9 protein-coding genes are annotated in these 14,172 nt (G+C 71.9%); 2 read left to right on the top strand and 7 right to left on the bottom strand.

What is annotated here, in order from left to right:
• Positions 1–69 precede the first annotated feature (69 nt).
• Complete coding sequence (gene dnaE / locus HHX35_RS01110; RefSeq protein WP_182897170.1) at positions 70–3,591, top strand: DNA polymerase III subunit alpha; 3,522 nt, start codon at positions 70–72, stop codon at positions 3,589–3,591.
• Between the two features lie 146 nt (positions 3,592–3,737).
• Here the strand turns inward: dnaE and HHX35_RS01105 are convergent, their stop codons facing one another.
• From HHX35_RS01105 to murA, 4 genes are all read right to left on the bottom strand, one after another.
• Positions 3,738–6,284, bottom strand: coding sequence for a tetratricopeptide repeat protein (locus tag HHX35_RS01105; protein ID WP_182897169.1), 2,547 nt, complete (start codon positions 6,282–6,284; stop codon positions 3,738–3,740).
• Positions 6,285–6,288: 4 nt separating this feature from the next.
• Positions 6,289–6,723, bottom strand: a complete 435-nt coding sequence (locus HHX35_RS01100) for a hypothetical protein (RefSeq protein ID WP_182897168.1) — start codon at positions 6,721–6,723, stop codon at positions 6,289–6,291.
• Positions 6,724–6,787: 64 nt separating this feature from the next.
• Positions 6,788–9,610: a transglycosylase domain-containing protein gene (locus HHX35_RS01095; protein WP_310738832.1), complete on the bottom strand. Its 2,823-nt coding sequence runs from the start codon at positions 9,608–9,610 to the stop codon at positions 6,788–6,790.
• Positions 9,611–9,662: 52 nt separating this feature from the next.
• Positions 9,663–10,967, bottom strand: coding sequence for a UDP-N-acetylglucosamine 1-carboxyvinyltransferase (gene murA, locus HHX35_RS01090; RefSeq protein ID WP_139574388.1), 1,305 nt, complete (start codon positions 10,965–10,967; stop codon positions 9,663–9,665).
• A gap of 101 nt (positions 10,968–11,068) precedes the next feature.
• Here murA and HHX35_RS01085 point away from each other — a divergent pair, with 101 nt between their 5' ends.
• A complete protein-coding gene (locus HHX35_RS01085; RefSeq protein WP_182897167.1) occupies positions 11,069–11,554 on the top strand; it encodes a hypothetical protein in 486 nt (161 codons plus the stop codon).
• A gap of 75 nt (positions 11,555–11,629) precedes the next feature.
• Here HHX35_RS01085 and HHX35_RS01080 read toward each other — a convergent pair whose 3' ends face one another.
• The 3 genes from HHX35_RS01080 to HHX35_RS01070 form a co-directional block, all read right to left on the bottom strand.
• Positions 11,630–13,030, bottom strand: coding sequence for an amidase (locus tag HHX35_RS01080; RefSeq protein WP_182897166.1), 1,401 nt, complete (start codon positions 13,028–13,030; stop codon positions 11,630–11,632).
• 77 nt (positions 13,031–13,107) lie between these two features.
• Entirely contained in the window at positions 13,108–13,605 is a 498-nt protein-coding gene (gene ybaK / locus HHX35_RS01075; RefSeq protein WP_182897165.1) for a Cys-tRNA(Pro) deacylase, read from the bottom strand.
• A 171-nt stretch (positions 13,606–13,776) separates the two neighbouring features.
• Positions 13,777–14,133, bottom strand: a complete 357-nt coding sequence (locus HHX35_RS01070; protein ID WP_182897164.1) for an arsenate reductase family protein — start codon at positions 14,131–14,133, stop codon at positions 13,777–13,779.
• Between the last annotated feature and the right edge of the window lie 39 nt (positions 14,134–14,172).

Raw genomic sequence — 14,172 nt, 5'->3', positions numbered from 1 at the left:
ACCTGAGTCCCACTGGTTCGCGATCACGGCGTAGGCTCTGGACCGCGGTCCGGTGACGATGGGGGTCTCATGGGTGATTCGTTTGTTCATCTGCACGTCCACACCGAGTATTCGATGCTCGACGGAGCGGCGCGGCTGAAGCAGATGTTCAAACTCGTGGGCGAGCTGGAGATGCCCGCGATCGCGATCACCGACCACGGCAACATGCACGGCGCCTACGACTTCTACAAGCAGGCGACCGCCGCCGGGGTGAAGCCCATCCTCGGCATCGAGGCCTATGTCGCGCCCGAGTCGCGCATGCACAAGAAGCCGGTGCTGTGGGGCGAGCCGCACCAGAAGAGCGACGACGTCTCGGCGGGTGGCTACTACACCCACATGACCATCTGGGCGCGGAACAAGGCCGGGCTGCAGAACCTGATGAAGCTCAGCTCGCGCGCCTACACCGAGGGCTTCGTCCGCAAGTGGGCCCGGATGGACGCCGAGATCCTCGCCGAGCACGCCGAGGGCCTGATGGCCACGACCGGCTGCCCGTCCGGAGAGGTGCAGACCCGGCTGCGGCTCGGCCAGTACGACGGGGCGCTCAAGGCGGCCGCGAGATACCAGGAGATCTTCGGGAAGGACAACTACTTCCTGGAGATCATGGACCACGGGCTCGACATCGAGCGCCGGGTCCGCGACGGCCTGATCCGGATCAGCCGCGAGCTGGACATCCCGCCGGTGGTCACCAACGACTCCCACTACACGTACGAGTCGGACGCGGCCGGCCACGACGCGCTCCTGTGCATCCAGACCGGCAAGCAGCTCAGCGACCCCGACCGGTTCCGGTTCGACGGCAGCGGCTACTACGTCAAGAGCGCCGACGAGATGCGGGCGGTCGACTCCTCCGACATCTGGCAGGAGGGGTGCCGCAACACCCTGCTGGTGGCCGAGAAGGTCGAGCCCGAGGGCTTCTTCCCCTACCACAACCTGATGCCGACCTACCCGATCCCCGAGGGGCTGACGGAGGAGGAGTACTTCCGGCAGCAGGTCTGGGAGGGGATGAAGCGCCGTTTCCCCGGCGGGGTGGACGAGGAGCACCGCGTCTGGGTCGAGAACGAGATCGGCGTCATCCTCCAGATGGGCTTCCCGAGCTACTTCCTCGTGGTCGCCGACTTCATCATGTGGGCGAAGAACAACGGCATCCGGGTCGGTCCGGGCCGTGGTTCGGCCGCCGGCTCGCTGGTCGCGTACTCGCTGGGCATCACCGACCTCGACCCGATCCCGCACGGCCTGATCTTCGAGCGGTTCCTCAACCCCGAGCGCGTCTCGATGCCCGACATCGACATCGACTTCGACGAGCGCCGGCGCGCCGACGTGATCCGCTACGTGACCGAGAAGTGGGGCGCCGACAAGGTCGCCATGATCGCCACGTTCGGCACCATCAAGGCGAAGGCGGCCGTGAAGGACGCCGGCCGCGTCCTCGGCTACCCGTACGCGCTGGGCGACCGCATCTCCAAGGCGTTCCCCCCGGCGGTGATGGGCAAGGACATCCCGCTGTCGGGCATCTTCGACTCCGACCACCCGCGCTACAACGAGGCGGGCGAGCTGCGCAAGCTGTACGACGAGGACGTCGACGTCAAGGCGACGATCGACCTCGGGCGCGGCCTGGAGGGCCTGATCCGGCAGACCGGCGTGCACGCCGCGGGCGTCATCATGTCGGCCGAGCCGCTGACCGACCACATCCCGATCATGCGCCGCGACTCGGACGGCGCGATCATCACGCAGTTCGACTATCCGACCTGCGAGACGCTCGGCCTGCTGAAGATGGACTTCCTGGGCCTGCGCAACCTCACGATCATCGACGACTGCCTGAAGATGATCGAGGGCAACACCGGGAACAAGATCGAGCTGCTGGAGCTCCCGCTCGACGACACCAGGACGTACGAGCTGCTGGCCAAGGGCGACACGCTCGGCATCTTCCAGCTGGACGGCGGCGGCATGCGCACGCTGCTGCGGCTGATGAAACCCGACAACTTCGAGGACATCTCCGCGGCCCTCGCGCTCTACCGGCCCGGCCCGATGGGCGCCAACTCGCACACCAACTACGCCCTGCGCAAGAACGGCCAGCAGGAGATCATTCCGATCCATCCCGAGCTGGAGGAGCCGCTCAAGGACATCCTCAACACGACCTACGGCCTGATCGTCTATCAGGAGCAGGTCATGGCCATCGCGCAGAAGGTGGCCAACTACACGCTCGGCGGCGCCGACCTGCTCCGCCGCGCGATGGGCAAGAAGAAGAAGTCCGAGCTGGACAAGCAGTTCGAGTTCTTCGAGAAGGGCATGAAGGAGAACGGGTTCTCCGCCGCGGCCATCAAGGCCCTGTGGGACATCCTTCTCCCGTTCTCCGACTACGCCTTCAACAAGGCCCACACCGCCGGCTACGGCCTGGTGTCCTACTGGACCGCCTATCTCAAGGCCAACTATCCGGCCGAGTACATGGCGGCGCTGCTGACCAGCGTCAAGGACGACAAGGACAAGTCGGCGCTCTACCTCAACGAGTGCCGCCGCATGGGCATCAAGGTGCTCCCGCCGGACGTCAACGACTCCGACTTCGACTTCACCCCGCGCGGCACCGACATCCGGTTCGGCCTGTCGGCCATCCGCAACGTCGGCGCGAACGTCGTGGACGGGATCATCGCGGCGCGCAAGGAGAAGGGCAGGTTCACCGACTTCAAGGACTTCCTGCGCAAGGTCCCGGCGGTCGTCTGCAACAAGCGCGTCATCGAGTCGCTGATCAAGTCGGGCGCGTTCGACTCGTACGGACACGTGCGCAAGGGCCTGCTGATGGTGCACGAGCAGGCCGTCGACGCGATCATCGACATCAAGAAGAACGAGGCGATCGGCCAGGACTCGCTGTTCGGCGCGATCGACGGCGGCGAGGACCAGACCTTCGACGTGCAGATCCCGCCGGGGGAGTGGGACAAGACCACGCTGCTGCAGTTCGAGCGGGAGATGCTCGGCCTGTACGTCTCCGACCATCCGCTGTTCGGCGTCGAGCACATCCTGTCGGCCGGCGCCGACTGCTCGATCGCCGCACTGCAGGACGACAGCCGCCCCGACGGGCAGGTCGTCACGGTCGGCGGCATCCTGTCGGGCCTGCAGCGGAAGGTGACCAAGAAGGGCGACACCTGGGTCCTCACCATGCTGGAGGACCTGGAGGGCTCGATCGAGGTCATGATCTTCCCGTCGGCCTACCAGCTCTGCGCGACCGTGCTCGCCGAGGACGCGATCGTCTTCGTCAAGGGCAGGATCGACAAGCGGGAGGACGTCGCGAAGATCATCGCGATGGAGGTGGCCGCGCCGGACCTCACGGCCGAGTCGGGCGGGCCGCTGGTGGTGAGCATGCCGATCAACCGCTGCACGCCGCCCGTCGTCGGCCGGCTCAAGGAGGTGCTCACCACCCACCCCGGGACCACGGAGGTCCACCTCCAGGTGCACAACGGGCCGCGTACGACGGTCATGCGGCTGGACGACCGGCTCCGCGTGAGCCCGTCTCCCGCCCTGATGGGCGACCTCAAGCAACTGCTCGGCCCGGCCTGCCTGGCCGGTTGACCGGCCGCCCGGACGACGGCGTGACGAGGCGGGCCGTCCTGCGGCCCGCCTCGTCGATCCTCTTGCGGCGCCGCGCGGAGGAGAGGGAACGGCGACCGTCCCGGCTTCGACGAGGACCCGGAGGCTGATCCCCGCCGTATCGCGGCTCAGCCGATGGTGCAGCCGGGGATGAGCACGTCGCCGAGGCGTCCGTCGTCGCCGCGCAGCACGGCGTGCGGGAGGTCGTCCACCCAGTCGCGGACCTGCTCGGACTCGTCGGCCGTACACGCCTCCCGGCGGGGCGGCTCCGTACGGTCCGCCCGTGACAGGGCGCGCACCTCCCGGCACTCCCGCCCGGCGCCCAGAGCCTCGAAGATCGACAGCGCCTCGGCCAGGCTGCGGCGGGCCTCCTCCGGCCCGGCCGCGAGGCCGAGCGCCGTCAGCGCCCGGGCCCGGTGGTAGGAGTCGCCCAGCTCTTCGAACAGCGTGACCGCGCGCCGGCCCCACGCCAGAGCGGACGGTCCGTGGCAGGCCGCGCACCTGTTCCGGTAGGCCGTGGACAGGTTCATGAAGATCAGCGCCTGCGCGTGGCGGTCGTCGAGGTCCCGCGCCGCGGCGAGGGCGGCGCACAACTGCCAGAGGATGTACGTGGGCGTGCGGTCCGGGCGGCCGGCCAGGTAGGTGAGCGCGAGATTGACCCGCGCATGCATGAGCGCGGTGGGATTGCCCAGCCCGAGGCCGTCGAGACGCTGGAGCAGCGTGACGGCCTCGGTCAGCATCTTTGCCGCCTCCGGGTGGCGCCGCCTCGCGCGCAGGGCATCCCCCAGCGCGACGGCGGCCTGCGCCCTGCCGCGAAGGTCGCCCGCGAGAGCGCAGATGCGGCGGTCGCGGCGGTGGCACGCCTCCGCCTTGGCCAGGGCCCCCATCCGCAGGTACGTGAGCCCGAGGTTGTGCAGCACCGGGCTGCGGGCGCGGTCGTCGCGCGCCAGGCCGAGGGCCCTGCGCAGCTGGGCGGCGGACTCGTCGTAGCGGCGGGCGAGTCGGTAGGCGTTGCCCAGGGTCATGGCCGCGGCGAGCTCGGCGTGATGTCCGAGCCGTCCGGCCGCGTCCACGGCGGCCAGCGCCGTGGTGATCCAGTCGCCGGTGCGCTGCCGGAACTCGAAGTAGGGAGCGAGGTCCACCGCGAGCGCGTGCGACCGCGCCCGGTCGCCGCGTCCGGCGGCGGCGGTGACGGCCGCCACGAGCGTGCGTCCCTCGGCGTCCAGCCACGTCACGGCCTCCTCCCGGGAGGCGAACTCCTCCCGCCGGGCCTGCGACTCTCGCTGGAGCTGTGCCTCCGGCCGGGCCTGTGCCTCCCGCCGGGCCTGTGCCTCCCGCCGGGCCTGTGCCTCCGGCAGGGACAGCCACGCTCCGGCCGCACGAGCCCGGGCGCAGCAGTGGTCGAGCAGCCGGTCGCACGCCTCCTCGTGCCGGTCGGGCCCCGCCTGGTCGCGAGCCCGCTCCTCGGCGTACAGGCGGACGAGGTCGTGCATGCGCCACCGGCCGTACGCGCCGCCGCGCTCCACGAGATGCGCGCGGTGCAGGGCCTCCAGCAGGCGGCGGGCACCGCGCGGCTCGCGGTCCGCGACGACGGCCGCGGTCTCGACGGACAGGTCGGGGCCGGGGGCGGCGGTCATCAGCCGGAACATCCGGGCCTCCTCCGCCTCCAGGTGGCGGTAGGACAGCTCGAAGGCCGCGCGCACCCCACGATCCTCGTACGACAGCTCGTCGAGCCGGGTCGCGGCCTCCTCCAGGTCCTCGGCCATCGCCCGCAGGGGACGGGCGGGATCGGCGGCCAGGAGTGCGGCCACGATCCGCACGGCCAGTGGCAGCCCTCCGCACAGACCGGCGATGTCCGCCGCCGCGGCGGGCTCCCGGGCGACCCGGGTGTCGGCGTCGCCCCGGGCCAGGCGAAGCGCGCGGGCCAGGAGTCCGATGGCCGCGCCGGGCGCGAGCATGCCGAGATCGAGGAGGCGCGCCCCCACGTCCAGCGTGTGCCGGGAGGTGATCAGCGCCTTTCCCGTGCCGGGCAGCAGCGGCCTGACCTGCTCGGCCGATGAGGCGTTGTCGAGGACCAGCAGGATCGGCCGGCCCTGCTCGGCGTACGCGTCCAGCACCGTCGCGAACAGCCGGGACCTGTCCTGGGTGCCGGAAGGGACGCGTTCGGGGTCCAGCCCCAGCGCCCGCAGCAGCTCGCCGAGCACCTCGCCCGGCCGCGCACCGCGTTGCCGCCCTTGTGCGGCCCGATCGTGGCTGGGACCCTCGTCCAGGCCGTGCTGTTCCGCGTGGCCGGGGACGTCGCAGTGGCACGGGAGGTCGGCGTAGCCCCGCAGGTCGGTGAACAGCACCCCGCCGGGAAACCAGCCGCGCTCCCGGGCGAGGTGCGCGGCCTGCAGGGCGAGCTCCGTCTTGCCGGCTCCGCCGAGACCCGTGACAAGGGCGGCGCGCGGGCGGTCCGGCTCGGCGCGCGTAGCGGCACCGTTGTCCGGAGCGGGGTCGAGCAGGCCGAGCAGCATGGACAGCTCGTCGTCCCTGCCGGTGAACGCCTCCGTCCGCGGGGGCGCCCCGGAAAGCGCCGGGGTCACCTGCGGGGGAAGCCGCACGGTGACGGTGTGGCTCTGGATCACCGCGTTGAGGAAGAGCCCGCCGCTGATCGTGTTGCGGGTCGCGGCCATCCGTTCAGTCCTTCCCCGCGTGCTCGTCCGGCACGGCCGGGCGGGGACCGGAGACGACCGGACCGCTGATCGTGTGCCCCTGGATGACCGGGCCGTGGATCGTGCCGCCGCTGATCTCGTTGTGCACCGCGGCCCGCACGGCGCGGTTCACGGCGCTGTCCACGGCGTTGTCCACGGGGCTGTCCACGGGGTTGTCCACGGGGTTGTCCACGGCGCCCGCGCCGCTCGCCGGTGCGGGCGGCTCCTGCCGGGTCAGCAGCAGCCCCCACACCCCGACGACCAGGCCCGCCAGGCCCACGAAGAGCCCGATGACGCTCGCGAGTTTGTCGGCCTTGTCGAGCCCCACCATGGAGAGGTACACGGCGAGCGCCGAGCCGGCGCCGAGCGCGGCGATCCCGCCGGCCCATGTGAGAACACGTGTGAGAACACGTCCGCGCATTCCCCCATCATCGCTCCCCGCCTCCCCGCGCGGCAGGCGCAATGGCGGGGACGGCGTCATCCGCTCAGTCGTGGCGCCGTACGCGGTGGGCAGGGGGGTGGTGTCGAGCCGGCGATTCGGCTCGACGGGTTGCCCGGCCTCGAGCCGGATGCTTCGCCGCGTGCGCCGCGCCGTGCGCAGCGCCGTGCGCAGCGCCGTGGGTCGTTCGCGGGTGCGTGCTCTCGTGGCTCACCGCGCTGTGCCGGCCCCGGGGCGTGCGGGGCGGGACCGCCGCGCGGCGTTCTGTCGTCCCGTGGTCGGCCGTCCCGTGGTGGGCCGTCCCGCGTTTCGGCGTCCCGCGCTCCGCCGCGCCGTGTCGCGCCGCGTCACGTCGGGCTTTGGCGCGTTGGACGGCGGGCGGCGCCGCTGGGGGAGCGACGCGGGGGCGGGCGAGACTGGCCCAGCCCGTCCTGCCGGTCGTCGCCGGCACGCCGCTGGGCCCTCTGCGGAGTGGCGCACGGGGCGAGGTGCCACGGGTCGCCGAATGGGCTCCGGTGGCGACCGGCGAGTTGCGGGCGGGGTGGACCACGGTGGAGCGACGCGGAGGGGCGGCGGGGGCGGCGGGGGCGGCCCGGACGGCGGTGGGGGTGGTCCTGGCTCCGGCCAGGGGAGTGGTCCTGGTGCTGCCGGACTCCTGCTCGCCGCCGCTCGCCGCGCCGTCCGTCGCGTCCTTCTCGGAGGCCGAGGCGCTGTCGCCGTCGTCGTGCTTCCCGCGCTCGGCCTCCCGCTTCTTCTTCTCCTTCTCGCGCTGCTTCTCCAGCGCCTCCTTCAGACCGGGCGTGAAGCCGCCGCCGAACCGGGCCATATCCGGCGGGACGAAGCCGTACGCCGGGGTGTCCCGCAGGGCCGCGTGCATCGAGTCCACCCAGATCGGGCCGGGCAGCGAGGCGCCCTGCACCGCCCCGTAGTAGCGGCCGCCGATGGTGACGCCGGTGAGCGGATAGCGGTAGGAGCCGCGGATGTCGCCCACGCTGACGGCGGCGGCGAGGCCAGGTGTGTACCCGGCGAACCAGGCCGAGGTGTAGCCGTTGTTCGTGCCCGTCTTGCCCGCTGCGGGCCGGCCGATGGACTGGCCGCGCATCGTGCCCTTGGTGAAGACTCCCGTGAGCACATGGCTCACCGCGTCGGCGACCGCGGGTTCGATCGCGGTCACGCAGGCGGGAGGTATCTCGGTGTGGGTGCCGTCGCGCTCCACGACGGCGGTGACGGCCATCGGCCGGCAGTAGCGGCCGCGGGCGGCGAACGCCGCGTACGCCGCCGCCACGGTCGTCGGGTCCATCTCGTTGGCGCCCAGCGTGAACGTCGGCACCTCGTGGAGCGGCGCGCCGTCCGCCCGCCTGATGCCGAGCGACTTGGCCGTCTGCACGACGTCGCACAGGCCGACCTCACGCTCCAGCCGCATGTAGAAGATGTTCACCGACTGCCAGGTGCCCATCTCCAGGCTGTACGGCCCGCCGCCGCCCTCGCCGCCCGCGTTGTGGATGACCGTGTTCGGGTCGTTGACGGCCCTGCCCGAGCAGTCGCGGTAGCCGTACGACGGGACGTACGCGCCGGGGATCGTGAAGCCGTCGCCGAACCGCATTCCCTGCTTGAGCGCGGTGGCCAGCGTGAACACCTTGAACGTGGACCCCGCCTGCAGGCCCAGTCCGCCGCCGTGCGCGGTGTCGGCCGCCAGGTTGTAGGTCGTGCTGGGCCCGAGGTCGCGGTCGTGCGGGTTGCGCCCATAGCGCTTGCTCACGGCCATCGCGCGGATGCGCCCGGTGCCCGGCTCGATCATCGTCTCCGACGCCACCTGGTTGTCGCGGGGCCTGACCCGGGCGGCGATGGCACGCTCCGCGGCCCGCTGCGCGACCGGGTCGATGGTGGTCCAGATGGTCAGCCCGCCCCGCTGGAGGCGCCGCTCCCGGTCGGCCCTGGTGTATCCGAACGCGGGGTTGGTGAGCACCTCGCGCTCCACGTACACGCAGAAGAAGGGGTGGGCGCTGCCGGCGCAGCCGCCGGGCTCGGGGCGCAGGTGCAGCGCCAGCGGCTCGGCCGCGGCGGTGCGCGCCGCGTCCTTGCCGATCACCCCGAGCTCGGCCATCCGGCCCAGGACCAGGTCGCGCCGCGCGCGCAGCCGGTCACGGCGCTCGTCGCCCAGGGAGGGATCGGTGTCGTACGGCGTGCGCACGGCGCCGGCGAGCGTCGCGGCCTGCGTGAGCGTGAGGTCGGCGGCGTCGACGCCGAAGAACCGCTTGGCCGCCGCCTGGACGCCGAACGCCCCCGCGCCGAAGTAGGCGATGTTGAGGTAGCGCTCGAGGATCTGGTCCTTGGTGTATTTGCGCTCCAGCGCCAGCGCGTATCGCAGCTCGTCCAGTTTCCGGCGGAACGAGCGGACGAGGGCCTGCGCGCGCTCCTGCTCCGACTCGGCCTGGGTCAGCATGATGTTCTTGACGAGCTGCTGGCTGATGGACGAGCCGCCCTGCCGGATCCCGCCGGCCCGGGTGTTGGTGACGAAGGCACGCAGCGTGCCCTTGAGGTCCAGGCCGCCGTGCTCGTAGAACCGGGCGTCCTCGATGGCCACGATGGCCTGGCGCATGACCGGGGCGACCGCGCTCAGCGGCACCGACTGCCGGTTCTGGTAGTAGAACTGGGCGATCTGGTGCCCGTTGCGGTCGAGCAGCCGTGTCACCTCGGGCAGCGGCTCCTCGCGCAGGGGCGCGGGCAGGTCGGTGAGCGTGGACGCGGCGCTCCTGGCCGCCAGGCCGGCCCCGCCCGCGAAGGGCATCACCAGCCCGGCGACCAGGGTGCCCCCGGCCGCGCCGCACAGGCCCAGGGCGAGGACGGCGCCGAGAAGACGAGAGGTCACGGGATATCAGTGCGACCTCTGGCGTTTCTCCAAACCCGGGGGCCGCAAAGCTTTACGTGAGCCTGTTGATCTTCAACCCGAGGGAGGTGAACTGTTCGAACGGTCTGTGGTAACCGCGTTCGATGTGGTTGACGCCCCGCAGGGTCGAGGTGCCCTCGGCCACGGCGGCGGCCAGCACCGCGGAGAACCCGGCGCGGATGTCGGGGAGCGTGACGTCGGCCCCGCGCAGGTTGGAGATTCCGCGCACGACCGCCGAGTGCTTGGCGTTGGTGTCGTGGTAGCGGCACGCCGGTCCGCCCAGGCACTGGGCGAACACCTCGATCTCGCACCCCATCTTCTGCAGCGCGGGCACGTACACGAGCCGGTTCTCGAACACCGTCTCGTGCAGCACCGACATGCCCTCGGCGCGGGTGAACAGCACCATCAGCGGCGTCTGCCAGTCGGTCATGAAGCCGGGGTGGGTGTCGGTCTGCACCGCCGCGGCGCGCAGGCCGTCCGGGGCGGAGGCGCACAGCCACTCGTCGGTTATCTCGAACCGCGCGCCCATCCTCGCCAGCGTGGTGATGGCGGTGACGAGCCGGTCCTGATGGCAGCCGTGCACGCGCACCTCGCCGCCCGTCACCAGGCCCGCCACGAGGTAGGAGAACGCCTCGATGCGGTCGCCGGCCAGCCAGGTGGAGGCGCCGTGCAGCCGCTCGACGCCCTCGATGACGATGCGGCGGTCGGGGCTCAGCTCGATCATCGCGCCCATGCGCTGGAGGAACAGCGCCAACTCCACGACCTCGGGCTCCATAGCCGCGCCCTTGATGACGGTCTTGCCCTCCGCCAGCACCGCCGTCATGAGGATCGTCTCGGTGGCGCCCACGCTGGGGTAGGGGAGCGTGATGCGGCTGCCGCGCAGCCTGGCCGCCTTGGCGGTGATGCCGTTGTCGCCGACCTCGATCTCCGCGCCCATCGACCGCAGCGCCTCGACGTGGAAGTTGACCGGCCGCCTGCCGATCGGGTCGCCGCCGACGAGGGGGACGAACGCCTCGCCCGCCAGGTGCAGCAGCGGGCCGAGCATCAGGATCGGGATGCGGTTGAGCCCGGTGTACTCCTCCGGCACCCGCGGCCGGATCTCGCTGCCCCGCTCGATGGTGATCTCACCCGGCGTGATCTCCACGTGGATGCCGAGGGCTTCGAGCATGGCGGCGGTGAGTCCCACCTCGCCGACCTCGGGGGCGTTGTGCAGCGTGCTCGGACCCGTGCCGAGCATCGCCGCCACCATGTGTTTCGAGACCGCGTTCTTCGATCCCCGGACCTCCACGTCCCCCCTCAAGGGGCCGGACGGGTCGATCTGCCATACCTCTTCGCTCACTCGGCCTCCTTGGCCCACACCGATGCCGTGTGTCCCCTGCACCCGGCTTCAGCAAGAGTAACGGGACCGGCCCCGATCACCACGTGGGTACTATCGGGACGGTGCGGCATCTGAGGGGCAATCTGGCGACGATCGGCCTTACCGTCCTCGTGCTCGCCCTCCTCGGGGTGGTCGCCGGATACGTCTGGTCGGCGCTCGCCCCGGCCGCGCAGTACGTGCTGATCGACGGGACACCGCATCTGGCCGATCCCGAGACGCAGTCGCTCATCGAGGCCGACGGCTGGTTCGCCGTGGTCACCGGCGCGTTCGGCCTGGTCTGCGGGGTCGCGGGGTACGTGCTGTCGCGTGGCAGGCCGGTCGAGGTCCTCGTGGGCCTCGCCGCCGGCGGGCTGCTCGCCGGATACGTCGCGATGCTGATCGGCGGCACGGCCAAGGGCGGGGTCCAGGCGGCGGGACCGGGCGGCTACACCACCACGACCTCGCTGGACCTGACCGCGCACGGCGTGCTGTTCGCCTGGCCGCTCGTGGCGACCGCGGTGTTCTGGGTCATCGAGTTCGCCGTGACCTACAACGAGAGAAGCCGCTGAGCCCTGCTGCTGAACCCTGTTGCTGAGCCCTGCTGCTGAGCCCTGCCGCTGACCCTGTCGCCTGAGCCCTGCCGCCTAAGCCCTGCCGAGGCCGGGCTCGGTCCGCCAGAAGCCGGTCGCCCGCTCGAAGGCGTGCCCGAGGCGCAGGACGTCCATGTCGGCCCACGGCCTGCCCACGATCTGCAGGCCGACCGGGAGGCCGTCGGGCGTGAAACCGCACGGCACCGACATCGCGGGCGCGTGCAGCACGCTGATCCAGTAGCACGACCGCATCCAGGCCAGGTAGTCGGGCATCTCCACCCCGGCCACCTCCGTGACGTACGGCTGCTCGACCGGGAACGGCGGCACCTGGCTGACGGGCGCCACCAGGAAGTCGTAGCGGCCGAAGAACTCGCGCATGCGGTGGAACAGGCCGGTGCGCAGCCGCTCGGCCCTGGCGAGGTCGGCCCCGGTGACCTTCCGCCCCTGCTCCACGTTCCAGGCGACGTTGGGGCCCACCTCGGGGAGGTCGCCGAAGTTGAGCGCGTAGTACCACGACCGGTAGACGCGGAACGCCTCCTCGGCGCCGGACAGGTCCAGGTCCACCCGCTCGACCTTGGCTCCCAGCGCGGCCAGCGTCTCGGCCGCCCGCGCCGTCGCCGCGGCCGTGCGGGGGTCGACAGGAAGGCCGCCGAGGTCGGGGCTGAAGGCGACGCGGACTCCGGCGAGGTCCATGTCGAGGGACGCCGCGAACGCCGAGCCGTCCTCGCGGATCGAGAAGGGCGAGGCCGGGTCGAACCTGGCGATGGCCGACATGAACAGCGCCAGGTCGCCGGTCGTGCGGGCCATCGGCCCCGGCACGCTCAGTGTGAACCAGGCCGCCGTCGCCGACTTCGCCGGCACCCGCCCCGGGGTGGGCCGCAGGCCCGCCACGTTGCAGAACGACGCGGGGTTGCGCAGCGACCCGCCCATGTCGGAACCGTCGGCGAGCGGCACCATCCGGCACGCCAGCGCCGCCGCCGCGCCGCCGCTGCTGCCGCCCGCGCTCTTCGCCAGGTCGTAGGGGTTGCGGGTCGCCCCGAACACCTCGTTGACCGTGTGCGAGCCGGTGCCGAACTCGGGGGTGTTCGTCTTGCCCAGCGCGATCCCGCCCGCCTCGCGGATGCGCCGCACGAGCGGGTCGTCCTCGGTGGGGACGTGGTCGGCGAACGCCCGCGAGCCGTACGTGGTCCGCACGCCCGCGGTGTCGGCGAGGTCCTTGTGCGCGACCGGGATGCCGTGCAGCGGGCCGCGCACCAGGCCGCGCCGCAGGTCCTCGTCGGCGCGTGCGGCCTGGTCGAGCGCCCGCTCAGGGGTCAGCGTCACGACGGCGTTGACCCGCGGGTTCGCCTCCTCGACGCGCCGCAGGCACGCCTCGGTCAGTTCGACCGCGCTCACCTCGCGCGCCCGCAGCAGCGCGGCCATCTCCGTCGCGGTGAGGTCGACCAGCTCGTTCACGTTTCCCCCGTTCGGTGCGGTTCCCGGCCAGTCTTATGGCCGGTGAGCCGTACGGGCGATGGCAACAGTAGACAGGCTCAGAGCTTCGCGATGGGGGCGGTCACGGCCTGGGCGAGCCGGATGAGGTTGTCCGGCGCCGTCTCGATCTGCAGGCCGCGCCGACCGGCGGAGAAGTAGATCGTCTCGAAGCCGAGCGCGGACTCGTCCACCACGGTCGGGAGCCGCTTGCGCTGCCCGAGCGGGCTGATGCCGCCGACCACGTAGCCGGTGACCCGCTCCACCTTGGCCGCGTCGGCCATCGCCGCCCGCTTGCCCTTCAGCGCCGCCGCGAACGCCTTGAGGTCGAGCTTGCCCGCCACCGGAACGACCGCGACCGCCAGGCCCGCCTCGGTCTCCGCCACGAGCGTCTTGAAGATCCGCTCGTACGGCAGCCCGAGCGCGTCGGCCGCCTCCTCGCCGTACGCCTGGGCGTTCGGGTCGTGGTCGTAGGGGTGAAGGGTGAACTCCGCCTTCACCTGCGTGAGGGCGACCGTCGCCGGAGTGCTCTGGCCGCCCTTGCTCTTGGTCTTGCTCACGACCGCAAGCCTAGTGCGGACGCCCTTCCCCGCTTCGCCCCCTGTGGACAAGTCCGCGATCTCGAACGGAGACGGCCGAGAGAGCGGGCGGATCACTCGGGCTCGACCTCCCGGCCTCCGATCCGGCGGTATCCGGCGGCACAGCGCCCGGCTGGTTCTGCGGACGACCCGTCAGGGCAGGACGGAGCGTACGGCCTCGGGGGAGCGGGCCACCACGGCCGTGCCGTCGTCGGCGGTGATGATCGGCCGCTGGATCAGGATCGGGTGGGCGGCCATGGCCTCGATCCACCGAGCCCGGGACGCCCCGTCGCGCGGCCACGACTCCATGTCCAGCTCGGCCGCGACGGGCTCGCCGAGGCGGGCGACGTCCCAGGGCTCCAGCCCGAGGCGGCGCAGCACCTCGGCGAGCTCCTCCGCGCTCGGCGGGTCCTCCAGGTAGTGGCGGACCGTGTATCCGGCGCCCTCGGCGTCGAGCAGCGACAGGGCCGACCGGCACTTCGAGCAGGCCGGGTTGATCCAGATCTCCATGCGGCCATTGTCCCGCCCGGCGCCCACGGGCGCGCCGGG

Origin of the sequence: Microbispora sp. H10830, from assembly GCF_014161375.1 — a bacterium.
Taxonomy (GTDB): Bacteria; Actinomycetota; Actinomycetes; order Streptosporangiales; family Streptosporangiaceae; genus Microbispora; species Microbispora catharanthi.
This window is presented reverse-complemented; position numbering and strand designations above follow the sequence as displayed.

What these genes read in the sequence shown, in the direction of transcription:
- dnaE (WP_182897170.1), top strand. Translation starts at nt 70, where the DNA reads ATGGGTGATTCGTTTGTTCATCTGCACGTCCACACCGAGTATTCGATG.
- HHX35_RS01105 (WP_182897169.1), bottom strand. Translation starts at nt 6,284, where the DNA reads ATGGCCGCGACCCGCAACACGATCAGCGGCGGGCTCTTCCTCAACGCG.
- HHX35_RS01100 (WP_182897168.1), bottom strand. Translation starts at nt 6,723, where the DNA reads ATGCGCGGACGTGTTCTCACACGTGTTCTCACATGGGCCGGCGGGATC.
- HHX35_RS01070 (WP_182897164.1), bottom strand. Translation starts at nt 14,133, where the DNA reads ATGGAGATCTGGATCAACCCGGCCTGCTCGAAGTGCCGGTCGGCCCTG.